Origin of the sequence: Pseudomonas fluorescens, from assembly GCF_902497895.1 — a bacterium.
GTDB classification, from domain to species: Bacteria; Pseudomonadota; Gammaproteobacteria; order Pseudomonadales; family Pseudomonadaceae; genus Aquipseudomonas; species Aquipseudomonas fluorescens_BP.
On record NZ_CABVHQ010000012.1, the window covers coordinates 73,403 to 97,770 of the forward strand.

Here is a 24,368-nt window from a genome sequence, read left to right on the forward strand (position 1 = left end):
TCTCCTCAGATTTTCTGCCGAACGATTTGATAACGCCGTCCCAGGTACCAGATCGGTGCACTGACCATGTGTACAAGACGGGTGAAGGGGAACAGCACAAACAGGCTCAAGCCGAGAAACACGTGCAGCTTGTAGATCAAGCCGACCGGCGCGATGGCCGCCGCTGCTTCCACCGGACGCAACAACACAGTGTTCTGTGCCCAATCGGCGAGCATCACCATCACCGAGCCATCCATATGCGCGGTGGATGCGCCAATGGTCAGCAGACCCATCAGCAACTGCGCCAGCAGTACCAGCAGCACCACAATGTCCGAGGTACTGGAGGTGGCACGGACCCGAGGGTCACTCAGCCGCCGATTGACCAGCATCACCAGGCCGACCAGGCACAGCAGGCCAAAGAAGCCGCCAGAGACCATCGCCATTAGCTGCTTGTTCTCGGTGCTGATCACATGGTGATAGATCGATGCCGGGGTCAGCAGACCAACGAAGTGCCCGGCCAGCACGAACAACACACCGACATGGAAGAGGTTGCTCGCCACGCGCATTCCGCGCTGGTTGAGCATCTGGCTGGAGCCAGCCTTCCAGGTGTACTGCGACAGATCGAAGCGCGCCCAGCTGCCGATCAGGCAAACCGCCAGGGCGACGTAGGGATAGATCCCGAATAACAACAGATTCCATTTAGACATTGTCCACCTCCTTGGCTGGCACGGCGGCCGGCCCTTCTTGCTGAAAGTCCACCCAGTGCAACGGCACCGGGCTTTCCTCGCGGGCCTTGCCCGGGGCGCTTGGCAGCGAACTGCAACGGTCCTGCTGTTCGGCCTGGAGAAAGTCCACGGCCTCCTCTTCCCAGATCTTGTCGAGGGCTTCGAGGGAGTCGTCGCGAGGCTCCGCGGCGACCTGTGCCCGCAGGTCGGCCACGGCCTGATGAGGCTCGGCCCCGGCAATCTGCAGCAGTGCCCGGAAGCAGCTGGCATAAGCGCTTTCGCGCTCCTCCAGACGTGCCGCGAGCAACGCCAGCAAATGCGAAACATCCGCCAGGCCCTCGCGGGCCTCGAGGTCTTCGCGGGTGGAGAGGTACTCCAGGTACAGCGGGATGTAGTCCGGCAGCTCCTTGACGCCGATGGCAAACCCGGCCTCTTCGTACTGCGCCATCATGTCGACCATGGCCTGGCCACGGTCGCGGGATTCGCCGTGGACATGCTCGAACAGCAGCAGCGACAGCGAGCGCCCGCGGCCGAACAGCGCACCGTAGTGCTCCTGTCCGTCCATCAGGTCATTGGCGCAGATCAGCTCGAGCAACTCGAACAGCGCGCCACGCTGCGTGGGGCTGATTTCCCGGGACTGGATAATCGCCTGCTCCAGTTCGTCACGGCCGGCGACCAAGGTCTCGGTCGGGTAATCGAGCAGCAGCGAAATCACTTTGAGAATGCGCATGCTCATTCCTCCCACAACTGGACGGTTTTCAGGATGTCGCGGCGGTTGGCCTTCTTGGCGCCGAACATGTTGTTGTCGGAGCTGCCGCTACAGCCGCTGCCGAAACTGAAACCGCAGCCCGAGCGTTCGGCAAAGGCGTCACTCATGGCGTCTTCACGGTGGGCGCTGGGCACCACGAAACGGTCTTCGTAGTTGGCGATCGCCAGGTAGCGATACATCTCTTCGACCTGGGCCACGCTCAAGCCGACATCCTCCAGCACTTGCAGATCCTGGACGCCGTCGACTTGCTCGGAACGTTTGTAGGCGCGCATCGCCAGCAAGCGTTTAAGCGCACGCTTGACCGGTTTCTCATCGCCCGCGGTCAGCAGGTTAGCCAGGTAGCGCAAGGGAATCCGCAGGCTGTCGACATCCGGGATCACCCCGTTCATGCCCACGGTGCCAGCCGTGGCGGCATTCTGGATCGGTGACAGCGGCGGTACGTACCAGACCATTGGCAAGGTGCGGTATTCCGGGTGCAGCGGCAGTGCCAGTTTCCAGTCCACTGCCATTTTGTACACCGGCGAACGCTGCGCGGCATCGATCACCGACTGCGGCACACCGTCGGCCAGAGCCTGGCGAATCACCGCCGGGTCATTCGGGTCAAGGAAGATCTCCAGTTGTTTCTCGTACAGATCCTGCTCATTTGGGGTGCTTGCCACTTCGCTGATGCGGTCGGCGTCATACAGCAGCACACCGAGGTAGCGAATCCGCCCGACACAGGTTTCCGCGCAAACGGTCGGCATCCCGGCTTCAATACGCGGGTAGCAGAAGATGCACTTCTCGGACTTGCCGCTTTTCCAGTTGAAGTAGATCTTCTTGTACGGGCAGCCGCTGATGCACATCCGCCAGCCGCGGCATTTCTCCTGGTCGATCAGGACAATCCCGTCTTCCTCGCGCTTGTAGATCGCTCCGCTCGGGCAGGCTGCTGCGCACGTCGGGTTGAGGCAGTGCTCGCACAGACGCGGCAGATACATCATGAAAGTATTTTCATACTCGCCGTAGATGTCGGCCTGGATCTTGTCGAAGTTCTTGTCCTTGCGGCGCTTGGCGAATTCGGTGCCGAGGATTTCTTCCCAGTTCGGGCCCCACTCGATTTTTTCCATGCGCTTGCCGGAAATCAGCGAACGCGGCCGTGCGGTCGGCTGGTGTTCACCCAGCGGCGCGGTGTGCAGATGCTGGTAGTCGAAGTCGAACGGTTCGTAGTAATCGTCGAGACTCGGCAGGTCCGGGTTGGCGAAAATGTTCGCCAACACGCGGAATTTGCCGCCGATGCGCGGGTTGATCGTGCCGTTGGCATTGCGGATCCAGCCGCCTTTCCACTTGTCCTGGTTTTCCCATTCTTTCGGGTAGCCGATCCCGGGTTTCGATTCGACGTTGTTGAACCAGGCGTATTCCATGCCTTCGCGGCTGGTCCAGACGTTTTTGCAGGTGATTGAGCAAGTGTGACAACCGATGCACTTGTCCAGGTTCAGAACCATGCCGATCTGTGAGCGAATTTTCATGACAGTTCTCCTCAATCCATCTCAGTCGGCAAAGGCTGCGGCAGGTCATCGCCTGTCGTACCATCGAGCCAATCGACTTTGGCCATCTTGCGCACCACGACGAATTCATCGCGGTTGCAACCGACGGTGCCGTAATAATTGAAACCGTAGGCCTGCTGGGCGTAGCCGCCGATCATATGGGTCGGCTTGAGCACCACCCGGGTGACCGAGTTGTGATGGCCGCCACGGGTCTTGGTGGTTTCCGAACCGGGCACGTTCACGATCCGTTCCTGGGCGTGGTACATCATCACCATGCCGTCCTTGACTCGTTGGCTGACTACCGCACGGGCGGTCAGTGCACCGTTGATGTTGAAGCACTCGATCCAGTCGTTGTCCTCGATACCGGCGCGTTTCGCGTCGTTCTCCGAGAGCCAGACAATCGGCCCGCCACGGCTGAGGGTGAGCATCAGCAAGTTGTCGCTGTAGGTGCTGTGGATGCCCCATTTCTGGTGCGGAGTGATCCAGTTCAGGACGATTTCGATCTCGCCGTTGCTGCGCTTGCCTTTCACCCCTTCGATGGTCCGGGTGTTGACCGGTGGCCGGTAACTCATCAACTGCTCGCCGAACGCCTGCATCCACGGGTGATCCTGGTAGAACTGCTGGCGACCGGTGATGGTGCGCCATGGGATCCCTTCATGAACGTTGGTGTAGCCGGCGTTGTAGCTGACGTGATCGTCTTCGAGACCCGACCAGGTCGGACTGGAAATGATCTTGCGCGGCTGTGCCTGGATGTCGCGGAAACGAATCGCTTCGTGGGCCTTGGACAGCGCCAGGTGGCTGTGGTCGATACCGGTGAATTCCGACAGCGCGGCCCAGGCCTTGACGGCTACCTGGCCGTTGGTTTCCGGGGCCAGGGACAGAATCACTTCAGCGGCATCGATTGCCGTGTCGATTTTCGGCCGACCCTGGCTGATACCGTCGTCGCGTTCTTTGTGATTGAGTTCACCGAGGAACTTCACTTCGTCATCAGTGTTCCAGTTGATGCCCTTGCCACCGTTGCCGTGTTTTTCCAGCAATGGCCCAAGCGAGGAGAACTGCTTGTAGATGTTCGGGTAGTCACGCTCCACCACATGCAGGTTCGGTGCGTTCTTGCCCGGCTCCGGTGCCACGCCGGCGCTTTTCCAGTCGGTGCCGCCAAATGGCTGGGCCAGTTCGCCGACACTGTCGTGCATCAGCGGGATGGTCACCAGGTCCTGTTCAACCCCCAGGTGCCCGACCGCCATGCTGGAGAATGCCTTGGCGATGCCTTTGTAGATCTCCCAGTCGGAACGCGATTCCCAGGCCGGGTCAATGGCCGCCGACAAGGGGTGAATGAACGGATGCATGTCCGAGGTGTTCATGTCGTCTTTTTCGTACCAGGTCGCGGTCGGCAACACGATGTCGGAATAGACGCAGGTCGAGGACATGCGGAAGTCCAGGGTGGTGACCAGATCGAGCTTGCCGATGGCGCCCTCGTCGACCCATTCGGCTTCTTGCGGCTTGCAGTCGCCGACCTTGCCGATGTCTTCGTTCATCACACCGTTCTTGGTGCCGAGCAGGTACTTGAGCATGTACTCGTGGCCTTTGCCCGAGGAGCCCAGCAGGTTGGAACGCCAGATAAACATGTTGCGCGGGAAGTTCACCGGGCTGTCCGGCTGTTCGCAGGAGAAGCGCAGGGAACCGTCCTGCAGCGACTTGACCACGTAGTCCTTGGGGTCCATGCCGGCAGCTGCGGCATCGCGGCAGATATGCAGCGGGTTGGTATTGAGTTGCGGTGCGCTGGGCAACCAGCCGGCGCGTTCGGCGCGGATGTTGTAGTCCAGGGCATGTTCGGGGAACTGGCTTTTGTCGGCCAGTGGCGAGAGCACGTCGTGCATGCTCATTTTCTCGTGGCGCCATTGCGAGCTATGGGCGTAGAAGAAGCTGGTGCCGTTCATTTGACGTGGCGGACGGTTCCAGTCCAGGCCGAACGCCAGTGGCAGCCAACCGCATTGCGGACGGAGTTTTTCCTGACCGACGTAGTGCGCCCAACCGCCACCGGTCTGGCCGACACAACCGCAGAGCATGAGCATATTGATCAGCCCGCGGTAGTTCATGTCCATGTGGTACCAGTGGTTCATCGCCGCGCCGACGATGATCATCGAGCGCCCCTTGGTCTTGTCGGCGTTGTCGGCGAACTCACGGGCGATCTGGATGGCTTTCTCACGGCTGACGCCGGTGATCTGCTCCTGCCAGGCCGGGGTGCCGGGCACGCCGGCGTCGTTGTAATCCTTGGCCACGTTAGCGCCGCCGAGGCCACGATCGATGGCCAGGTTGGCTGCCGACAGATCGAACACAGTGGCGACTTTCGCCACGCTGCCGTCCGCCAGAACCACGTTGTGCACCGGGACGCGACGGTATTGCACGGCATCGCCAGCGACGTGCTGGAAGTGCTCGTGGGACTCGCCGGCAAAATACGGGAACGCCACTTCGGCGACGTCGTCACCGATCAGGCTCAGCTTCAGATCGATCTCACGGCCTTCGCCGCCTTCACGAGGGAGGATGTTCCACTTGCCCTTCTCGCCCCAGCGATAACCGATGGAGCCTTGGGGTGAAACCAGCTCACCACTGACATCCAGGGCGATGGTTTTCCATTCCGGGTTGTTTTCCTGGCCGAGGTTGTCGGTCAGGTCACTGGCACGCAGGAACCGGTCCGGCTGGTAACCGGCACCGGGTGCCACGTCGACCATTTGCTTGAGCAGCACCAGCACCGGCAAGTCGGTGAAGCGCTTGGCGTAGTCGGTGAAATAGGCGCTCGGCTTGTCCAGGTGGAATTCTTTGAAGATCACATGGTTGAACGCCTGGGCCAGCGCCGCATCGGTGCCCTGCTTGGGGTTCAACCACAGATCGGTGAGCTTGGCCACTTCCGAGTAATCCGGAGTGATGGCGACGGTCTTGGTGCCCTTGTAGCGGACCTCCGTGAAAAAGTGCGCATCCGGGGTCCGGGTCTGGGGAACGTTGGAGCCCCAGGCAATGATGTAGTTGGAGTTGTACCAGTCGGCCGATTCCGGCACGTCGGTCTGCTCGCCCCAGACCATGGGCGAAGCCGGTGGCAAGTCGCAGTACCAGTCATAGAAGCTCAGGCAGGCGCCGCCGATCAACGACAGGTAACGCGAACCCGCCGCGTAGCTGACCATCGACATGGCCGGAATCGGCGAGAAGCCGACGATCCGGTCAGGACCGTATTGCTTAATGGTGTAGACGTTGGACGCGGCGATGATCTCGTTGACTTCTTCCCAGTTGGAACGAATGAAACCACCCATGCCACGCTTGCTTTTATAGGAGTCGGCCTTGACCTTGTCTTCGACGATGCTGGCCCAGGCTTCCACCGGTTCCATGGTCTGCCGCGCGTCGCGCCAGAGCTTGAGCAATGGCTTGCGGATTTTCGGGTACTTGAGCCGGTTGGCGCTGTAGATGTACCAGCTGTAACTGGCACCACGGGGACAGCCACGGGGCTCATGGTTAGGCAGATCGTTACGGGTACGCGGGTAGTCGGTCTGCTGGGTTTCCCAGGTAATCAGACCGTTTTTGACGTAGATTTTCCACGAGCAGGAACCGGTGCAGTTCACCCCGTGGGTGGAGCGCACGATCTTGTCGTACTGCCAGCGGGAACGGTAAACGTTCTCCCAATCGCGGGACTCTTTGCGGGTTTCTCCATGACCTTCGGAGAACTCGCCTTGCTTGCGATTGAAAAACCGCAACTGATCCAGTAAATGACTCACGGTGTATACCTCTCAGGCTTTGTCGCGGAGTCTGTGCCCCGCCCACGCAATAGTTGGATTCGGGTCGGCTTAGCAGGGTGTCGCAGCGCCTTTGCGCGCGTACCACCACCAGGTCACCACAATGCAGCTCAGGTAAAAGCCGACGAACATGTAGAAGGCCATCTCCGGGCCGCCGGTCTGGGCCATCGAAGTGCCAAAGGATTTGGGAATGAAGAACGCGCCGAAGGCACCCATCGCCGAGCTGAAGCCGAGCACTGCGGCCGACTCCTTGCCGGCGTTCTTCAGGGCTTGTTCACGAACGGCCGGCGATTGCCCGGCAGACTCTTTTTCATGCTGGGTGCGGAAGATCACTGGGATCATCCGGAAGGTGGAGCCGTTGCCGATGCCAGTGGTCACGAACAGCAGCATGAACATGCCGAGATAGCCGTAGAAGTTGCCGGGCTCACCGTTCTGCGGCAGGAAGTGCATCACGGCGAAGACCATCACGATCATCGCCACGAAGTTCCACAGGGTCACCTTGGCGCCGCCAAGCTTGTCCGCCAGCCAGCCGCCCAATGGACGCACCAGGGCACCGACCAGGGGACCGAGGAAGGCGAATTTCAGGGCGATGACATCCGGGAAGGAAGTCTTGATCAGCAGCGGAAAGGCCGCGGAGAAGCCGATGAACGAACCGAAGGTCGCCAGGTACAACCAGCACATCAGCCAGTTGTGCTTGCGCTTGAAGATCACCGCCTGTTCGCTGAACGAGGCCCGGGCGCTGGACAGGTCGTTCATGCCGAACCAGGCAATCAGCGTCACCGCGATAATGAATGGCACCCAGATGAACCCGGCATTCTGCAGCCACAACTGGCCACCGTCCGGCAGTACTTGCGGCGATCCGCCCATGAAGCCGAATACACCGAAGGTGATCACCAGCGGCACACAGAACTGCATCACCGAGACGCCCAGGTTACCCAGCCCGGCATTCAGGCCAAGGGCCGTACCCTGCTGGGACTTGGGATAGAAGAAGCTGATGTTGGACATGCTCGAGGCGAAGTTGCCGCCGCCAAAACCGCAGAGCAAGGCAATCAACACGAACACACTGTAAGAGGTGCTCGGGTCCTGTACGGCGAAGCCCATCCAGATCGATGGCAGCAACAGCGATGCGGTGCTCAGGGCGGTCCAGCGGCGGCCACCGAAGATCGGCACCATGAACGAATAGAAAATCCGCAAGGTCGCCCCGGACAGCCCCGGCAACGCCGCCAGCCAGAACAACTGGTCGGTGGTGAAGCTGAAGCCGATGGCGTTCAGGCGCACGATCACCGTGCTCCAGACCATCCACACGGCAAAGGCCAGCAACAGCGCGGGAATGGAAATCCACAGGTTGCGCGTGGCGGTCAGTTTGCCGCTACGCCCCCAGAACGCTGGGTCTTCCGGGCGCCAGTCATGAATGACCGGGCCTGAATCAGGCTTTTGCAGAACGGACATGTTCTTCTCCTAGGGCAATGCTGGAAATCGGGGAAGGGGTCAGCAGCGGCTCTTTACCAAACACCGGGCTTTTGCGAATTTCGCTGAAGTACATCCAGGTGAGGGAGACCCAGACCACGCCGTACATCAACATGAAGCAGGAGGAGCGCACGCCGGTCAGGTCCACCAGGGCGCCGAACAGAATCGGCAAGACAAAACCGCCGAGGCCGCCGGCGAGGCCGACGATACCGGACACCGCACCCATGTTTTTCGGGTAGTCGTTGGCGATGTATTTGAAAACCGAGGCTTTGCCGAAGGCGAAGGCGATGCCCATGATGAACAGCAGCACGGTGAACAGCGTGGCGTTCAGGCCGATATGGAAATCCATCGGGCCATTGATGGTCTGCACTTGCAGTTGGGTCTGGGGATAGGAGAGCAGGAACAGGCAGACCCAGCTCACCCACAACACCCACCAGGTCACGCTCTGCGCGCCCCAGCGATCCGACATCCAGCCGCCGACGGCGCGCAGCACACCGCCGGGCAGGGAAAAGCAGGCCGCCAGCAGCGCCGCGCTTTGCAGATTGAAGCCGTATTCCTGGACGTAGTACTTGGTCATCCACAAGGCCAGGCCAACGTAGCCGCCAAAGACGATCGAGTAGTACTGGCAGTAGCGCCACACCGCCGGATCCTTCAGTGCGCTCAGTTGCTCACGCAAGCTGGCGCCAGTGGCACTGCGATGGCTCTTGTTTTCCGTGGTCAGGAACCAGAACAGCAGCGCGGTGATAAACAGGATCGCGCTGAAGACTTTCGGTACCAGCTGCCAGCTGCCGGCGGCGATCAGCGCCGGGGCGAGAAACTTGGTCACCGCCGCACCGGCGTTACCGGCGCCGAAGATGCCCATGGCGAAGCCCTGGTTCTGCTTGTCGAACCATTTGGCGACGTAGGCAATCCCCACTGAAAACGAGCCGCCGGCGAGGCCGACGAACAAGCCCAGCACCAGGAACTGCCAGTAGGCCGTGGCGTGGCTGATCAGGTACAGCGGCGCCACGCAGGCCAGCATCAGCAGGCAGAACACGCTGCGCCCGCCGAAGCGGTCGGTCAGCAGGCCCAGCGGCAAACGCACCAGCGAGCCAGTCAACACCGGGGTCGCGGCCAGCAGGCCGAACTGGGTTTCATTGAGCTGGAGAAGCTCCTTGATCGGCACGCCGAGCACGGCAAACATCATCCAGACCATAAAGCACACGGTGAAGGCCAGGGTACTCATACCCAGCACCAGACCTTGTTGTACGCGCGGTTCGGCCACAATGCTCTCCAGTCAGTTAGCCATGGCCGCAGACTAAAGAGGCGCCCCCTGCAAAAACTTGATCCACGTCAACGAAGCCCGAGGGGGTAAAGGCCTATGCTGGCCCTGTCTACCTCTAAGGTGGTAGTTCTGAAAGCCAGCCAAACCCTTTATTTATCAATGTATTAATCTTGTTTGCCGAAGCTTTTACGGACACGGAGCGGCCGACAACTCTTTAGAGGTAGTGCGCCCGGGATCGGCTGCAAAACCATTGCTCGCCTTAATCTGGAGCTGCACATGCTCTGCTTGCGCAACCACTTCCTGCTTATTGCAGCGGATCGACACTGATGCTGAACTGGCTGCGCAGCTCCCTGCCCGCTCGCGCCGGGCTCGCGGTGATCCTGATCGCCGTACTGGCGCTCGCCAGCTCGATGAGCGCCGGGCTGATCGCCTGGTTCAGCCAGGGCGACGCGGCCGCGATCAACACCGCCGGTTCCGTGCGCATGGAGACCTACCACCTGAGCTGGAAACTGGCCTCGGGGGCAACCGCCGAAGAAATCGCCAGGGTCACCCAGAGTTTGCAACAGCGACTCAACAGCCATTCGCTCAAGGCGGTACTGGAAGACGGCCCGAACACCTTGCTGCAGGCCAGCTACCAGCAAATCCAGCAGCGCTGGAATGACGATTTGCGCCCGGCGCTGGAGCGCGGTGACTCGGCGCTGTTCCAGGCCAGTGCCCTGCCCTTCGTCGAACAACTGAACCAGTTCGTCAGCCTGTTGCAGCAACAAAGCGAACACAAACAAGGCTGGCAGCAGGCGATCCAGGGCATGGCGCTGTTCACCACCATGATCATTCTGCTGATCGGTTTGTACGAGCTGCAGAACGGCGTGGTCATGCCCCTGCAGGAGTTGGTGCATGCCACCCAGCGCTTTCGTGTTGGGGATTTCAAAGTGCGGGTCAACCATCGGTCGCAAGATGAGCTGGGTCAGCTGGCCTTGAGTTTCAACGCCATGGCCGAGACGATCGAAGACTCGCACCGCACCCTCGAGAGTCAGGTCCAGCAAAAGACCCTGAACCTGCAACAGGCCAATGCCGCCCTTGAGCTGCTGTATCAAAGCAGCCGCAGCCTGGCCACCCGCCTGGCCAATGCCGAAGGGCTGGACGAGTTGATCCGGCGCTTCCAGCAACGCCTGCCGGGCCTGCGCCTGTTGCTGTGCCTGCAAGGACAACTGCAGGCCCCGGCCCAGCAATTGCTCTCCCTGCATGGCGAGAACAGCCGCGAGGTCTGCGCCAGCAGCGATTGCGCGACCTGCGAGAAGCACCAAAAAGCCAGCCCGCAAACCTTCAGCATCAGTAATCAGGGCAATGAACTGGGTGAGCTCAAGGCGCATTTTGTCGACGGTCATCAGGCGCAAACCTGGGAAACCGAACTGATTCAGGCGCTGGCCAACCTGATCGGCACCTCGCTCTCGCTCAAGCGCCAGCGCGAACAGGATCATCGCCTGCTGCTGCTTGAAGAGCGCACCATCATCGCCCGGGAACTGCACGACTCACTGGCCCAGGCGCTGTCTTACATGAAGCTGCAAGTCAGCCGTATGCAGACCCTGATGCGCCGTGGCGAACCGGTGGAAACCCTGGAAACCGTCACTGCCGAACTGCGCGAAGGACTGAACAATGCCTACCGCCAGTTGCGCGAGCTGCTGACCACCTTTCGCCTGCAGATTCACGACGCGGGGCTGGTGGAGGAACTCAAGGACACCGCTCAGGAGTTTTCCCGCCGGGGCGATTTCCAGGTGCACCTGCACGTCGATACGCTGGCCTTCGAGCTGTCGGCCAGCGAGCAAATCCATATTCTGCAGATCACTCGCGAGGCGCTCTCCAATTGCCTGCGCCACGCCCATGCGCAAAATGCCTGGCTGCAACTGCGTCAGGACGGAGAGACCGTCAGGCTCTCGATCGAAGATGACGGACGGGGCTTTGGCGGCGATGTCGACCAACGCGAACACCACGGCCTGAACATCATGAATGAGCGTGCTCGCAGCCTGCGTGGGCAGCTGCAGATAGTTTCCCGGACGCCCCAGGGCACCCTCGTCCAACTGGAATTCCAGCCGGAGTTTCTCGGACAGCAAACACAAGGTAGCGTGTCATGACCACTCCCCTGCAACACCGAATTCTGCTGGTAGACGACCATCCGATGATGCGCAACGGCATCCGCCAGATGCTCGAACTGGAAGAGGATTTCCTGATCGTCGGTGAAGCCGGCAATGGTGAAGAAGCATTAACCCTTATCGAGCCGCTGCAGCCGGACCTGGTGTTGCTCGACAACAACATGCCGCAGATGAATGGTCTGGAAACCCTGCGTCACTTGCGGGCCATGCACTACCGCGGAAAAGTGCTGCTGTTCACCGTGTCGGACGCCGAAGACGATATTCGCGATGCCCTGCGTCTGGACGCCGACGGCTACCTGCTCAAGGACATGGAGCCCGAACTGTTGATCCAGTACATCCGCGATGCCCTGAACGGCGCACTGGTGATCAGCCCCGGCCTGACCCAGGTCATGGCCCAGGCACTGCGTTCGCCGCCACGGCTGGCGGTGGTCGAACTGACCGAGCGCGAGCGCCAGGTGCTGAAAACCATTGCCAGCGGTTTCAGCAACAAAGTCATCGGCCACAAGCTCGGTATCACCGAAGGCACGGTCAAGGTCCATGTGAAAAACCTGCTGCACAAACTCGGTTTGCGTTCACGGGTAGAGGCTGCGGTGTGGGCCATGGAGCATCTACGCAGTGCAAACTGACAGGCATCCCTCTTTCGAGGTAGACCGGCGGAGGCATAGGCCCCGCGGTCCGCGCTCTTTACTATGACTGTCAGCGGAGGTACCCCATGCTGACCCATCCTTCAATTGTTTTAATCTTGCGCCGGCACCATTTGTTCAGCCAATTGCCGGAAAAGGTTTTCCAGGACGTCTGCGCCCTGGCCAATCTGAAACGCCTGAGCTGTCATGCCACCCTTATGCATCAGGGCGATCCGGCCAAGCGCTTTTTCCTGCTGGTCAGCGGTCAGATCAAGTTGCATCGGGTCACCGGTGAAGGCCAGGAGAATCTGGTGGAGATCATTCATGCCGGGCAAACCTTCGCCGAAGCCTTGCTGTTCAGTCAGGCCCGACTCTACCCGGTGAGCGCCACGGCGCTGAAGGACAGTGTGCTGGTCAGTATCGAAGGCGCTCACTACCGCACCGCCCTGGAGGACCAGCCGAAAATCTGCCTGGCGATCCTCGCGAGCATGAGCATTCACCTGCACCAGCGACTCAAGGACATCGATACCCTGACCCTCGCCAACGCCAGCCGCCGGGTCATCAACTTCCTGTTCCAGGAACGCGACCCGGTCAACGGGCAGATTGTCCTGCAGGTGTCCAAACGCCTGGTGGCCTCGAAACTGGGGATTCAGCCGGAAACCTTCTCGCGGATATTGCATCGCCTGGTCGAGGGCGGCCTGATCGCGATGGAGCGGCGCCATATCAGCATCCTCGCCGAAGAGGACCTGGCCGCTTACCAGCAGTAACCGGGCGACCTGCAGCCTTGACCAGGGTCAAGGCGCGATGCCGCCAGCCATGCACACTGACAGAGTCCCCTCTGTGGAGAACCCTCATGTCCGATTCGAACCTGCCTTTGGTCTATTCCTGTTCCGGTTGCTCGAACGTCGCGCAACTGGCCAACACCCTGGCCCTGCGCCTGGATCGCGCCGGCCTGGCGGAGATGTCGTGCATCGTCGGGGTCGGCGGGCATGTGGCGTCGCTGGTCAACAAGGCGCGCTCGGGACGCCTGATCCTCGCGCTGGACGGCTGCCCGCTGCAATGCGTCGAAGGCTGCCTGAACCAGCACGACCTGCACGCCGATGTGCACCTGATTCTGAGCGAGCATGGACTGCGCAAGCGCTATGGCGAGGATTGCAGCGAGCAGCAGAGTGATGAATTGTTTGAAGAGGTCAGGCGGTTGATTGGTGGGGAGGATCTGGAGGAAGAAGACCGGATGATCGAAGCCACCGGGACGATGGTTTGAGGTCTTGATGCAATGAAAATTTAATGTGGGAGCGACGGTGCGGCGACCCGACTTGCTCGCGATAGGTGCCTGACATTCAACATTGATGTCGCCTGACACTCCGCTATCGCGAGCAAGCTCGCACCCACACTAGATCGACGTCCAACACAAATTATGTACACAGAGCAGAACCAATGTGGGAGCGGGCTTGCTCGCGATGACGGCAGTACAGTCACCGCCAATCTCGGCTCAAATCAAACCTTTTGGTACAACTGACTGCCTTCTTTCTTGAACCGCTCGGACTGTTCCGCCATGCCTTGCGCCATGTCTACATCGACTGCTTCAATCAACTGGTTGGCCGCGTATTCACGGACTTCCTGGGTGATTTTCATCGAGCAGAACTTCGGCCCGCACATGGAGCAGAAGTGCGCGACCTTGGCCGAATCCTTCGGCAGGGTTTCATCGTGGTACGACCGTGCGGTATCCGGATCCAGACCGAGGTTGAACTGGTCTTCCCAACGGAATTCGAAGCGCGCCTTGCTCAAGGCGTTGTCGCGAATCTGCGCGCCCGGATGCCCTTTGGCCAAGTCCGCCGCATGGGCGGCGATCTTGTAGGTGATGATCCCGGTCTTCACATCATCCTTGTTCGGCAGGCCCAAGTGTTCCTTCCGCGTGACGTAGCAGAGCAGCCATCCATGGTGGCGGCAACGTAATAAACCAACTTCGACCAAAACATTATTTTTGGCCCATATGCTTTGCCATTTCGGTCTAAATTGATCATTTCCCATGTTCGCGCCCCTTCGGAAACTCTTGCGGAAACTCTTGTGAATGCATACCGCTTTATAAATGACCGAAGGGACTGCCATTTTTCATTCAGATTTTTTTTGAAGTCAGCTCAACCGACACTGCAAACCTAGTCTTGGCTGAGACAATGCGTCAAGAACTTAAAAAATTTTCAGAAATTACTTACGGAAATTTCGAAGATCGATCCTAAGACAGCAAGATACTTACCCTAAGGATCTGTAAGCCAATTCCTACAATCCAGCCAATTACTCTCCATCGGTACAATTCAGGGCACATTGTTGGCGGATGTTTTCCAAGCAACTCGCCAGCACTTCGCGGAGATATAAAATCGCAACATCTTGAAACCAATATTGGTTTGACGTGAGCTCCACCCTCTGCAAAACCTTATAGGTGTTGCGCAACAAACTTTCTCAAACGCAATGCTACGGACAGGATAAATAAAATGGACTCCCTAGTTAATGATGTAACCTTCGAGCTTGAACTGGACGCAGAAACTGCGGAGAAGTTCTCCGTCATTCTGAACGATGAAAGCCTGATGCACGCCGGTTTTGTGGCACATCAGTCGAACAACAACGTGTTGACGCTGGCTCTGGCCGAAGACGTTAAAATCGCAGCCTGAAAAAACGGGAGGGAAATTATTCCCTCCCGCTTTCTATTGTGCCGAACATGATGCTTGCTTATACCTTTCATCACTCAGAGGTGACCCTTTATGCAAAGGCTTAGTTCGAGCCTTCGTCGCCGCAGTGCCGAAGAAACATTAAAGATCATCGTCAACGATATAGCCCCGCGCTTGGGCATTACCCGAGTGACCGACACAACCTGGCTGGACCGCATCGGCATTCCGGTGTTTGCCAGTATACGACCCGATGCATTGAAGGGTTCGCTGTGCGTAAACGCTGGCAAAGGTCTCAGATCAGCAGAAGCCAAGATCGGCGCGTACATGGAAGCCATCGAGTTCAGCCTTGCGCAATACAACACCGCGCAACTGAAACTGTTAAAGACCACGCCGAGACAACTCATTGAAAGCCACGAAGGACGAATAGCTTTCAATCAGTTCTGCATGTTGTACGGTTTCTCTGCCGACGCCGACTCGCCATCATGGCCATCGAAGTTGAAGATGTATTGCGCAAGCAAAAGGTGCTTGCACCCGCCGAACTGGTGTTCATTCCCTACCCCGAAAACCCCGGGCAACGACTCTTCGGGGAAAGCTCCAGTGGCCTGGCTTCAGGTAATGACTTGGTGGAAGCCTCGGTACACGCTGTTTGCGAACTCATGGAGCGCGATGTTCAAGCCTTTAATCACCTGCATGACCGCTCCTGCCTCGTCAATCTGGACCGCTACAGCGCAGAAACCGACGCCCTGATCAATAAAATCGATGACGCGGGGTTGAGCCTGTCGGTTCGTTACACCGAGAACTGTTTTGGCCTGGTTTACTTTCAGACTTTTATCATGGAAGAGTCCTCACAAGCGCCCATCTCTGTGGCCACCGGTTCAGGGTTGCATCCCATCAAGGAAATCGCCTTGATCCGGGCCATCTGCGAGGCGGCCCAAAGCCGTTTAAGCCACATCCACGGAGGCCGGGACGACATCATCGAGCGCGTCAAATACTTCGAGAAGAAGGGCCGTTCGGTCGAAATTCAGGCCATCTCACGCTTGCGTACCGTGGCCACCTCCCGGGACCAGATGATCGATTACTCCTCCATCGACTGCCAGGAAGCCGCGATCCCCACGATCGAATCGGCATGGGAGTTGCTCATCGAGCGGTTGCAGCGCGTCGGGTTCAGTACCGTGCTAAGGGTCCTGCTCAGCAAAGCGACGGACGACATCACTGTGGTCAGAATCATTATTCCGGGGCTTGAAGCCTTTGAACCCGGTTTGAAAAGGGTCGGTCCGAGGTTACTTACGTATGTCAAACAAAGCGCTTGAGGTATGCACGCTGTTTGCGGGCCCCTCCCTGCAAGGAATAGACAGTCAATTACTGTGCGGTGGCGGCCTGGTGTTGCGCCCGCCCGTCAAACGCGGCGACATCGAACACCTGGTGGCGCAATCGCCCCCCTCGAACCTCGCCATTGTCGATGGCGTGTTCCATGCACACCCTGCCGTCGGCCATGCCGAGATACTCGACGCCCTGGGCGCGGGTTGGCGCATTTGGGGATTGTCGTCCATGGGGGCCATTCGCGCCTGTGAAATGGATACGCTGGGAATGACAGGCTTTGGTGAAGTGTATCGACAATTCGCCAACGATCCGGACATGTCCAACGACGAAGTGACCCTGATACATCAAGCACAAGAGCCTTTTCTTTCACTCAGCGAACCACTTATTCATATCAGGCAGTTCTTAAGACACTGGACGACTGAGCAGATCATTACGCCAGCACAAGAACAACACCTACTTCACTACCTGAAAAAAATGTGGTACGGATATCGAACACTAAATTGTTTGAAAGAAGCCTTGCTGGCACTCCCTATCGCGGAGCAACAAATAGACAGTGCCCTGGCCAACTTTTCTGCCTACAGAATAAAGAGCCTGGACTTGATCGATTTTCTCAAACTGCAACCATGGACGAGGACGGTAAATCAGAATGTCGCCATCAGAGATATTGTGTGAAATAAACGGCTTGCCTTTTGTGCACCCCATGTTCAATAGCATAAAACTTTTAACGCTCGTCGCCGTTGTACGTAAAAATATCGAGGGAGGTGAGTTACCTTTAGCCAACTATTTGCAACCAGACTTTGCCACCACCCTGTATAACCGGCACGTCGAAGGTGCACCCGCGTTTCCGCCCCATCAAGCGCTCGGTAACGCCGAGCAGATCATGTTGGCCGAAGCGAAGAGCAACCTCAAAGCCTTGCTGCCAGAATGGACCAGATTATTGGACCTGCCGGTTAATATACATAAGTTGCTGACTCAACAAGTCAGCCTGACCAATCCCGTGCTGCCGCAACAAATGTTTCTGGGCGAAGCCGCGTTTACCAGCATGACGGACCTTGAAGAATTACTGGTGCATGAACTGTCCCATATCTGGTCCAGTTTGATCGCTGAGATTTACGACTTCCAGCTCAAGGACAGTTCGAACAACTACATACTGCCATCAGGAACCGGCGGCAAGAACCCTAGGGGTGTCTTGCTGGCTTGCCTGTTTGCGGTCAGCGCCGTGAACTACCACCAGCGGTTGCTGGCCAGCGGTTCCGTGCGAGCTCGTCCCGAACGACTCGACTACTTGCACCAGTATTTCCTCAAAAGTCTGGCCACTCTCCAGGCTTCGGCCGAACTGTCCGAAATCGGAAAGCTGATCACCTCCAGGCTGGATGCGTTTTCCAGCGACCTGACAACTGACACCGTTCAAGGATGACCCATGGCCGTCGTACACTTTCCCCGGCAGTTCATGTCCTACACCGATCAGCATAAAACACACGCCACTGAGGGCTTGTGTGTCAGCGATGTACTGAACAATCTGACCGCACGGTTTCCCGACCTGATTGGCCCGGTCTTCTCTGAGGACCTGTACCCGCTGCCGTTCGTGGGGTTGTTCGTCGACGGCATGCCCGTGACCAGTGAGCATGACCGCCGTTGTCCCCTGGACAGTAACGCGCAATTGATCCTGATCAACGCAGTGGCAGGTGGCTGACATGCAATGCAACCTGAAGACGGACACCTCCCGTTACGCCCGCCAAATCATCCTCAGCGAGGTCGGCGCTCTGGGGCAGCAGCGCCTCAAAGACAGCAAGGTGCTGGTGGTCGGCGCCGGGGGGCTGGGTTGCCCGGTACTCCTGTACCTGGCAGGTGCTGGCGTCGGGACGATCGGCATCGTTGATAACGACATCGTCGACGTGAGCAATCTGCACCGACAAATTCTCTATGCGATTGCCGATGTAGGCGACCTGAAAGTGTTGGCAGCCAAGCGCCGCATCAACCAGTTGAACCCCGACATCGTCGTCCACACCGTTGCCACGGTGCTGAACCCGGACAACGTCCTGTCGCTGCTGGCGGAATACGACATCATCGTCGACGCCACTGATAACTTCGCCGCCAAATACCTCATCAGTGACGCCTGTATCGAGTGTGAAAAACCGATGGTCTATGCCTCAATCAGCCAGTTCGAGGGGCAGGTGTCGGTATTTAATTATTACAACCGGCACACCCAACAACGGGGGCCGTGCTTCCGGGATCTGTTCGAAACACCGCCGCCACCGCACTTGACACAAAACTGTTCGGAAGCGGGCGTTCTTGGCGTCATACCTGGCTTGCTCGGTTGCTTTCAGGCCAATGAAGTACTCAAGCTCATCCTCCGTGCCGGGGAGCCCTTGAGCGGGCAATTGTTGTCTATCGACTGCCTGGACAACACCTTTCACCTGTTGAACATCAACAAAAAAACACGGGACCGGCCCCCTGCGAGAACGCTTGGCGCCACGACCACGCCTGCGTGGCGCGACAGCGACTGGCTGTCACCCGACACACTGCATGACTGGATAGCGACACAAGCGCCATTTCAATTGGTCGATGTGCGCGATGTCAGCGAGCATCAGCAAGGTTCGCTGGGCGGCAGACTGATTCCGCTCAAAGACATCATCAAGCGCCAGGAAGAACTCGATACCGCCCGCCGAATCGTTTTCTATTGCAAATCCGGCGTCAGGAGCAAGGCGGCCCTGCTGGCAGTTCGCACCGTCAGCCAGGAAGCGGAACTCTATAGCCTTGAGGGTGGCATCGAGCGATATCTGGCGATTTATCCTGATGAATGTTACCCCGTCGTTTTTGAACGCCCCTGATTGCGCAGTCACCCTATCCGGATCAAAGGTACGTCAATGAGTGCAAATTTTTCAGGCATTACGTGGGGCTTTCCCGGCATCGACCGGCGTCTGCTGAAAGTGCAATTCAGCTTTTTGCTGATGGTTCTGGGGGGGCGGTGCAATCAACTGGCGGTGGCCTGGTGGGCCTTGCAGGAAACAGGCTCTGCGCTCTATTTTGCCAATATGATTGCCTGTTCCATCGCGGCGGAGGTGTTAGCCAAACCCCTGCTGGGATGGCTGGGGGACAAGTACAACAAAATCCTGATCATCAAGCTGGCCTCATGGATCAGCCTGCTGACAGCGCTGTTGATGGTGGTGCTGTCCGTCACGGGGTCGTTCAACCCCTGGACGGTGGGCGCGCTAATGATGATCAGCAGTGCGATCGTCGGCGTGCGCGACCCTCTCCAGGCGTCGATCATTCCTTTGTTTGCAGACGACGATAAAGTCTCCCTGGCCTTTCGGACCAAAAGCGTGATGTCGTCCTTTTCCATTCTGCTGGGGCCGGTACTGGCCAGCGGGTTGATTTACGGGTTCGGTATCACGTTCGCCCTTGCCGCCGATTTTTTTGCGATTCTCATCGCCGGGGCGTTGATCGCGACCATCCCGAGCCACATCGGTGCCACTGGCCAAGGCGAAAAAGCCCCGGGTGCCAGCGGCTTCAGCATGATCTATTCCGGCTTCAAAGTGGTGTACGGAGTGAAAGTCGAATTTTACCTGGCCATCATTGCAATGCTGATCAACTTTGCCCTGTTTCCGTTCTTCACCATCCTGATCCCACTATACGTAAAGGACGTCATCCAGTACCCGGTCACTTATATCGGTCTTCTGGATTCGTGCTTCGGGCTGGGCATTCTGGCGGGCAGTTACAAGATCATCGGCTGGTTATCCGACCGGGTCCCCCGTGACATGTGTGTGTCCGCAGGTTTTGCATTACTGGGGTGCAACCTGGTGGTAGTCGGCACCGTTTCATCGTCGTTCATCGTACCCGCGGCCTTTTTCTGCGGCGGCGTCGGCCTGATGTTGATCAACATCCCCACCTCCGCTGTGAGGTTGCTGGCGACGCCCAAGCTCCATCGCAACCGGATTTTTGCCACGGTTTCATTTCTGTCTGCGGCGGCCAGCCCCTTGGGCAGTTTTGCGATGAACACCCTGATCGCCTATCTGGGGGTCGCACTGACAATCACGCTGCTGGGCGTCATGGTGCTGCTGTTGTCTCTGCTGGTCTTTCTGGTACCCGATTTCAAAACTTTCATGCGTTCCCCGGATACGCAGCTCAATGATGCCTATCTGGACAAATACCCTGAAGCGTTTGCGCACTGATGTGCCTCGCCGTACCCCCGCCTCTTACAAACGGAGTTGCCTTTCACCATGCCGGACTTCAAGGATCGACCTGAATCTGCTCGACATGAACAGATCTTCTGCGGCCAATATTATGACGACATGGGCTGTACCGGTTTCCTGGGGGATCCGTCCAAGGATCAAATCTCGGTTCTGATGCTGGGGCTTTCGGACGGTGTGGCGCTGGCGCCGATCGCAGCCAGCACCAGAGTGGCCAGTCTGTTGGCCGTTGATCTGGACGAGACCGCACTCGTGCGCAGCCTCGACAACCGGAACCGACTTGCAGCGCATATCGACTTTGACAGTGTGGTCGCCGATGCCGCGCACTTTCTGGTCGTCACCCCCGACCGGTACGACGTCATTATTATTGTCGACCTCTACACCCAGAGCGGTTATGCCCCGATCGTGTTTGATCACGGGTTCCACCAACTATTGAAGAGCCACCTCAATCCCCTCGGTCACGTGGTGTTCAACGGTTTTGGCGTCCCCATGAACCTGGACCCGTTCAACGGCCCTGCGCCCCAAGCTTGGCTCGCCCACCGCCTGAACGACAGCTGGGGCGACATTCATTACCTGCCCCACCGACGCAATGCGACGTTCATTATCGGGCCACCGCCATCAACCACACCGCGCACCGCACCTGCCCTGGAGTCTTTATGCGCCAGTGACCGGCTCTTTATGGACATCATGTGCCTTCGCCTGCGCTATCTGACACCCACGGTTATCCGTCACGCGCCGCTTGCGCCCCCGGCGTTGGACTTCGTCGGGATTGATCTGGAGGTGCAAAAACGCTGGACGGACTCGTTACCGGCCTTGTCTGCGCTGCTTCCTGCCTCGCTGAAGCTGAGCAAGCCCAACGATCTTCGCGTGTTACTGGATGACCCGCACGCTTGCCAAGCGCTGCAAGAGCGATTATTGAAGGACAAATCGTCGCTGCGTACCACGCTGGCGTTGCTGATCGCAGGCGAAGTCAACTTCTCGGACCGCGATATGTCATGGCTCCCCGACTGGGTCGTCGCGACACTGGAGAGCAGCGTCGAGATCCACCCACGAGACTGGCTGGAGGGTTTACTCCCTTACGCCTATGGCGTCATTATCCACAGAACCCGGGGAGATGTGTCCAAAGTGGAAGGTTTTCGACGGGCGCTAGCCCGATTGTCACCGAGTGTTTCCCTCACGCCCAGCGATAATGAACCCACAAGCGCTTACGCTGCCACACGCAAACCATAGAACACCTTCAGGCTTTCAGGCGTACCCGCGAACTGGCGGGGAATTTCATCGTTCGGTAGGTGGCGTTCGTGGATCGTATACCTCCTACAGAGGGCTTCGCGCTTACAAGGTTATTGCGGGGATACGCGGTCGGTGAGCTGGCGCAGCCTGCGATCTTTTGGCGGTTTCGGAGATGCCGAAGAGCAAAATCAAAAGATCGCAGCCTGCGGCAGCTCCTACGGGTGTTGCGTACACCCATAACATTGCAGGTGTACGCGGTCGGTGTAGGAGCTGCCGAAGGCTGCGATCTTTTGATCTGATGGAGCTACCCCGTCGCCAACCCCTTCCCCGCCCGTTCCAGATTGCGCCATAACCAAACCGGCAGGACATCCGGATCAAGGCTGTCGATCAGGTTCTTCAACCCCAGCCCCAGCTCAGTATCACCCTCGATCACCAGACGCCGACGAAAAAACAGCGTATCAGGATCTTCCTGACGGCTGGCCAGCAGCAAAAACTCCCGCCAGTTGCCGCTGATGGTCACCTGCGCCTCAGCGCGCTCGGCGATCTGCAAGCCGCTATTTCCCAGAGTCAGATACCAGGACAGACCCAGGTCGGGGATCCGCAGGCACAGCCAGCGTCCGCGCAACAGTTCGAACCCGCCATCACGCAACGGCTCGGCGAGGCAACGATTGAGCCCCTGCTGCAATGCCAGGCGCTGCACGGCAAAGGGCACCCGGCGAACCAGCGGCAACAGCCGGTCGGCACCTTTCAACAGCCATTTTTTTCGGTTCAGCACAGGCCGACCTCCTCGACTCGCAACATGCCGGCCTGGCCATGCCAGTAACCATTGCAACCTTCGACGAACAGCGGCGGCGTCTCGCCCAGACGCACCCGTTGAAACGCCGCGACCACCTCGGCCATGCCCTCGGCACGCGGGCTCAAGCGCAAAATATCGGCACCGCAGGCCACCAGTCCGGAATAATCCGCCAGCAGATTGGTCACCTCGGCGGACATCGTCTGGATGCCATTCAAGGTGAACAGCGCCTGGCCTTCCTGGCTGGTCAGGGCCATGCCGTCGGGGTAGTTGATGCAGCAAAACTGACAGTCGTCCTTCGGCCGGTTTTCCGCCCGGGCGGTGAAGCAGCGCGCGGAATAGGCCAGAGGCAAATGCCCATACGCAAAGATCTCGACTTCCGGCACCGCACGACCCAGTTCGCGCACCTGCTCGATCACATCGGCAATCAGCGCCGCCGAGCACTCCACCGGCGGTACCCAGCGAGTCATGCCACTGTCCATCAGTTGGCTCAGCGAATGACCGTTGTACAAATTCAATGCCGGACCACCGACAAAAGGCAATTTACGTTCGGCCATCAGCTGCACCGCGCCCATGTCGTTGGCCTCCACCAGTAACTCGCCGTTGTCGCACAGGCGGCGCAGGCTGGAGAGCTCGGACGCCGCTTCGATCAGCGTCAGGCTGGATATCACCAGCTGCGCCTGGCTGCACTGCTGCAGCTCGCGACCCAGGCCAAGCCACTGGTCCAGGGAAAACGCCCGGCGTTTCGAGCACACGGTTTCACCCAGGTAAATCACATCCAGGGGCAAGGCCGACATCTCGGCGTAAAAGTTGCTGAGTTGCTGTTTGTCCCAGTAAAACAGGACCGGTCCCAGACTGAGCTTCATGTCCCGTCCCTCATTGCCATGATCGATGATAAGCACCCAGCGTGGTCTGGCTGCCTTCGGACAAACCGGCCAGCACCCGACGCCATTCATCCTTGACCCGAAAGTTGCCGGGCGAGCCGCGATGGGCATCCAGGGCGGCGCGCCAGACGCGGGTGACTTGTTCCACATAGGCCGGACTGCGCTGGCGACCCTCGATTTTCACCGCTTCGACACCGATGGCCGTCAATTCCGGCAGCAGGTCGAGGGTGTCGAGGCTGGTGGGCTCTTCCAGCGCATGGAAGCGCTTGCCATCGACCAGGAAGCGCCCCTTGCACAGGGTCGGATACCCGGCTGGCTCGTCCGGGGTGTAGCGGTCGATCAGCACCTCACTGAGGCGCGCAGTCAAACCTTGAGCGTCCTCGCTCCAGCGCACCGCCTTGGCCGGCGAACAGACGCCGCACAGGTTTGGCGATTCGCCGGTGATGTAGGAAGAAAGATGGCAACGTCCTTCGGCCATGATGCACAAGCTGCCGAAACCGAAGACTTCAATCGGCACCGGGCTGCTGGCGGCGACGTGGCGCACCTGGGCCAACGACAGCACCCGCGGCAACACGGCGCGGCGAATACCGTAGCGCTGCGCATAGAAGCCCAGCGCCGCGGCATGGGTCGCCGAGCCCTGGACAGACAAGTGCAACGCCAGTTTCGGGAAACGTTGACTGGCGTAGTTGAGCACCCCGGGGTCGGCGGCGATCAGTGCATCCACGCCGAAATCGGCGGCGCGATCCACCGCCCGTTGCCAGCGCTCCCAGCCCTTGGGCTGAGGGTAGGTGTTGACTGCAACATAGAGCTTGCGATTATGTTGGCGAATGAACGCGACCGCGGCGTCGAACTGTTTGTCGTCCATATTCAGCCCGGCGAAATGCCGGGCATTGGTGTCATCACGAAAACCGACGTAGACGGCATCGGCGCCTTGGCGTACTGCCGCCTTGAGCGCAGGCAGGTTCCCTGCCGGGCAGACCAGTTGCATGGGTAATCCTCATCAAAGAGCTCGTCT

The 24,368-nt window shown here is 58.8% G+C and carries 21 protein-coding genes and 1 pseudogene; 12 read left to right on the forward strand and 10 right to left on the reverse strand.

Annotated elements, in window-relative coordinates; genetic code table 11:
- Positions 1-5 precede the first annotated feature (5 nt).
- The 6 genes from narI to F8N21_RS08785 all read right to left on the reverse strand — a co-directional run bounded on the left by narI (position 6) and on the right by F8N21_RS08785 (position 9,503).
- Complete coding sequence (gene narI / locus F8N21_RS08760; protein ID WP_150641740.1) at positions 6-686, reverse strand: respiratory nitrate reductase subunit gamma; 681 nt, start codon at positions 684-686, stop codon at positions 6-8.
- A complete protein-coding gene (gene narJ / locus F8N21_RS08765; RefSeq protein ID WP_150641741.1) occupies positions 679-1,434 on the reverse strand; it encodes a nitrate reductase molybdenum cofactor assembly chaperone in 756 nt (251 codons plus the stop codon). Before narJ ends, narI begins: the two co-directional genes overlap by 8 nt.
- A 2-nt stretch (positions 1,435-1,436) precedes the next feature.
- Entirely contained in the window at positions 1,437-2,975 is a 1,539-nt protein-coding gene (gene narH / locus F8N21_RS08770) for a nitrate reductase subunit beta (protein ID WP_150641742.1), read from the reverse strand.
- A gap of 11 nt (positions 2,976-2,986) precedes the next feature.
- Positions 2,987-6,754, reverse strand: coding sequence for a nitrate reductase subunit alpha (locus F8N21_RS08775; protein WP_150641743.1), 3,768 nt, complete (start codon positions 6,752-6,754; stop codon positions 2,987-2,989).
- A gap of 69 nt (positions 6,755-6,823) precedes the next feature.
- Positions 6,824-8,221 carry a NarK family nitrate/nitrite MFS transporter gene (locus tag F8N21_RS08780; RefSeq protein WP_150641744.1) on the reverse strand — a complete coding sequence of 466 codons (1,398 nt, stop codon included), beginning with the start codon at positions 8,219-8,221 and terminating at the stop codon, positions 6,824-6,826.
- Positions 8,199-9,503: an MFS transporter gene (locus tag F8N21_RS08785; RefSeq protein ID WP_150641745.1), complete on the reverse strand. Its 1,305-nt coding sequence runs from the start codon at positions 9,501-9,503 to the stop codon at positions 8,199-8,201. Before F8N21_RS08785 ends, F8N21_RS08780 begins: the two co-directional genes overlap by 23 nt.
- 326 nt (positions 9,504-9,829) lie before the next feature.
- Here F8N21_RS08785 and F8N21_RS08790 point away from each other — a divergent pair, with 326 nt between their 5' ends.
- The 4 genes from F8N21_RS08790 to F8N21_RS08805 all read left to right on the forward strand — a co-directional run bounded on the left by F8N21_RS08790 (position 9,830) and on the right by F8N21_RS08805 (position 13,537).
- Positions 9,830-11,632 (forward strand): HAMP domain-containing protein, encoded by a 1,803-nt coding sequence (locus F8N21_RS08790; protein ID WP_150641746.1) that lies wholly within the window; start codon positions 9,830-9,832, stop codon positions 11,630-11,632.
- Entirely contained in the window at positions 11,629-12,276 is a 648-nt protein-coding gene (gene narL, locus F8N21_RS08795) for a two-component system response regulator NarL (protein WP_150641747.1), read from the forward strand. Before F8N21_RS08790 ends, narL begins: the two co-directional genes overlap by 4 nt.
- A gap of 86 nt (positions 12,277-12,362) precedes the next feature.
- A complete protein-coding gene (locus F8N21_RS08800) occupies positions 12,363-13,040 on the forward strand; it encodes a Crp/Fnr family transcriptional regulator (RefSeq protein ID WP_150641748.1) in 678 nt (225 codons plus the stop codon).
- A gap of 86 nt (positions 13,041-13,126) precedes the next feature.
- Positions 13,127-13,537 carry a putative zinc-binding protein gene (locus F8N21_RS08805; protein WP_150641749.1) on the forward strand — a complete coding sequence of 137 codons (411 nt, stop codon included), beginning with the start codon at positions 13,127-13,129 and terminating at the stop codon, positions 13,535-13,537.
- A 233-nt stretch (positions 13,538-13,770) separates the two neighbouring features.
- Here F8N21_RS08805 and F8N21_RS08815 read toward each other — a convergent pair.
- Positions 13,771-14,205 (reverse strand): annotated as a pseudogene (locus F8N21_RS08815) (phosphomethylpyrimidine synthase ThiC); the annotation flags it as partial.
- 557 nt (positions 14,206-14,762) lie between these two features.
- On the opposite strand from F8N21_RS08815, the gene F8N21_RS30415 reads away from it, so the two are divergent.
- The 8 genes from F8N21_RS30415 to F8N21_RS08850 all read left to right on the forward strand — a co-directional run bounded on the left by F8N21_RS30415 (position 14,763) and on the right by F8N21_RS08850 (position 21,676).
- Positions 14,763-14,939, forward strand: a complete 177-nt coding sequence (locus F8N21_RS30415; protein WP_191624252.1) for a hypothetical protein — start codon at positions 14,763-14,765, stop codon at positions 14,937-14,939.
- Positions 14,940-15,418: 479 nt separating this feature from the next.
- Positions 15,419-16,246: a YcaO-like family protein gene (locus F8N21_RS08820; protein ID WP_191624254.1), complete on the forward strand. Its 828-nt coding sequence runs from the start codon at positions 15,419-15,421 to the stop codon at positions 16,244-16,246.
- Positions 16,227-16,928, forward strand: coding sequence for a TfuA-like protein (locus tag F8N21_RS08825; RefSeq protein WP_150641751.1), 702 nt, complete (start codon positions 16,227-16,229; stop codon positions 16,926-16,928). The genes F8N21_RS08820 and F8N21_RS08825 overlap by 20 nt, the downstream gene beginning before the upstream one ends.
- Positions 16,903-17,673, forward strand: a complete 771-nt coding sequence (locus F8N21_RS08830) for a hypothetical protein (protein WP_150641752.1) — start codon at positions 16,903-16,905, stop codon at positions 17,671-17,673. The genes F8N21_RS08825 and F8N21_RS08830 overlap by 26 nt, the downstream gene beginning before the upstream one ends.
- A 3-nt stretch (positions 17,674-17,676) precedes the next feature.
- Positions 17,677-17,949, forward strand: a complete 273-nt coding sequence (locus F8N21_RS08835; protein ID WP_150641753.1) for a MoaD/ThiS family protein — start codon at positions 17,677-17,679, stop codon at positions 17,947-17,949.
- A gap of 1 nt (position 17,950) precedes the next feature.
- Positions 17,951-19,087 carry a HesA/MoeB/ThiF family protein gene (gene moeB, locus F8N21_RS08840; RefSeq protein WP_150641754.1) on the forward strand — a complete coding sequence of 379 codons (1,137 nt, stop codon included), beginning with the start codon at positions 17,951-17,953 and terminating at the stop codon, positions 19,085-19,087.
- A gap of 36 nt (positions 19,088-19,123) precedes the next feature.
- Positions 19,124-20,428 (forward strand): MFS transporter, encoded by a 1,305-nt coding sequence (locus tag F8N21_RS08845; protein ID WP_150641755.1) that lies wholly within the window; start codon positions 19,124-19,126, stop codon positions 20,426-20,428.
- A 48-nt stretch (positions 20,429-20,476) separates the two neighbouring features.
- Positions 20,477-21,676 carry a spermidine synthase gene (locus F8N21_RS08850; protein WP_150641756.1) on the forward strand — a complete coding sequence of 400 codons (1,200 nt, stop codon included), beginning with the start codon at positions 20,477-20,479 and terminating at the stop codon, positions 21,674-21,676.
- A gap of 304 nt (positions 21,677-21,980) precedes the next feature.
- Here the strand turns inward: F8N21_RS08850 and ubiT are convergent, their stop codons facing one another.
- From ubiT to ubiU, 3 genes are read right to left on the reverse strand one after another with little or no spacing between them, the layout of a single operon-like run.
- Positions 21,981-22,451 (reverse strand): ubiquinone anaerobic biosynthesis accessory factor UbiT, encoded by a 471-nt coding sequence (gene ubiT / locus F8N21_RS08855; RefSeq protein ID WP_150641757.1) that lies wholly within the window; start codon positions 22,449-22,451, stop codon positions 21,981-21,983.
- Entirely contained in the window at positions 22,445-23,335 is an 891-nt protein-coding gene (locus F8N21_RS08860) for a U32 family peptidase (RefSeq protein WP_150641758.1), read from the reverse strand. The genes ubiT and F8N21_RS08860 overlap by 7 nt, the downstream gene beginning before the upstream one ends.
- Before the next feature lie 10 nt (positions 23,336-23,345).
- Entirely contained in the window at positions 23,346-24,341 is a 996-nt protein-coding gene (gene ubiU, locus F8N21_RS08865) for a ubiquinone anaerobic biosynthesis protein UbiU (protein ID WP_150641759.1), read from the reverse strand.
- Between the last annotated feature and the right edge of the window lie 27 nt (positions 24,342-24,368).

Excerpts from the sequence above, each read along its gene's own strand:
- narI (WP_150641740.1), bottom strand. The coding sequence starts at position 686 with ATGTCTAAATGGAATCTGTTGTTATTCGGGATCTATCCCTACGTCGCC.
- narJ (WP_150641741.1), bottom strand. The coding sequence starts at position 1,434 with ATGCGCATTCTCAAAGTGATTTCGCTGCTGCTCGATTACCCGACCGAG.
- narH (WP_150641742.1), bottom strand. The coding sequence starts at position 2,975 with ATGAAAATTCGCTCACAGATCGGCATGGTTCTGAACCTGGACAAGTGC.
- F8N21_RS08780 (WP_150641744.1), bottom strand. The coding sequence starts at position 8,221 with ATGTCCGTTCTGCAAAAGCCTGATTCAGGCCCGGTCATTCATGACTGG.
- F8N21_RS08790 (WP_150641746.1), top strand. The coding sequence starts at position 9,830 with ATGCTGAACTGGCTGCGCAGCTCCCTGCCCGCTCGCGCCGGGCTCGCG.
- narL (WP_150641747.1), top strand. The coding sequence starts at position 11,629 with ATGACCACTCCCCTGCAACACCGAATTCTGCTGGTAGACGACCATCCG.
- F8N21_RS08800 (WP_150641748.1), top strand. The coding sequence starts at position 12,363 with ATGCTGACCCATCCTTCAATTGTTTTAATCTTGCGCCGGCACCATTTG.
- F8N21_RS08805 (WP_150641749.1), top strand. The coding sequence starts at position 13,127 with ATGTCCGATTCGAACCTGCCTTTGGTCTATTCCTGTTCCGGTTGCTCG.
- F8N21_RS30415 (WP_191624252.1), top strand. The coding sequence starts at position 14,763 with ATGGACTCCCTAGTTAATGATGTAACCTTCGAGCTTGAACTGGACGCA.
- F8N21_RS08820 (WP_191624254.1), top strand. The coding sequence starts at position 15,419 with ATGGCCATCGAAGTTGAAGATGTATTGCGCAAGCAAAAGGTGCTTGCA.
- F8N21_RS08825 (WP_150641751.1), top strand. The coding sequence starts at position 16,227 with ATGTCAAACAAAGCGCTTGAGGTATGCACGCTGTTTGCGGGCCCCTCC.
- F8N21_RS08830 (WP_150641752.1), top strand. The coding sequence starts at position 16,903 with ATGTCGCCATCAGAGATATTGTGTGAAATAAACGGCTTGCCTTTTGTG.
- F8N21_RS08835 (WP_150641753.1), top strand. The coding sequence starts at position 17,677 with ATGGCCGTCGTACACTTTCCCCGGCAGTTCATGTCCTACACCGATCAG.
- moeB (WP_150641754.1), top strand. The coding sequence starts at position 17,951 with ATGCAATGCAACCTGAAGACGGACACCTCCCGTTACGCCCGCCAAATC.
- F8N21_RS08845 (WP_150641755.1), top strand. The coding sequence starts at position 19,124 with ATGAGTGCAAATTTTTCAGGCATTACGTGGGGCTTTCCCGGCATCGAC.
- F8N21_RS08850 (WP_150641756.1), top strand. The coding sequence starts at position 20,477 with ATGCCGGACTTCAAGGATCGACCTGAATCTGCTCGACATGAACAGATC.
- F8N21_RS08860 (WP_150641758.1), bottom strand. The coding sequence starts at position 23,335 with ATGAAGCTCAGTCTGGGACCGGTCCTGTTTTACTGGGACAAACAGCAA.
- ubiU (WP_150641759.1), bottom strand. The coding sequence starts at position 24,341 with ATGCAACTGGTCTGCCCGGCAGGGAACCTGCCTGCGCTCAAGGCGGCA.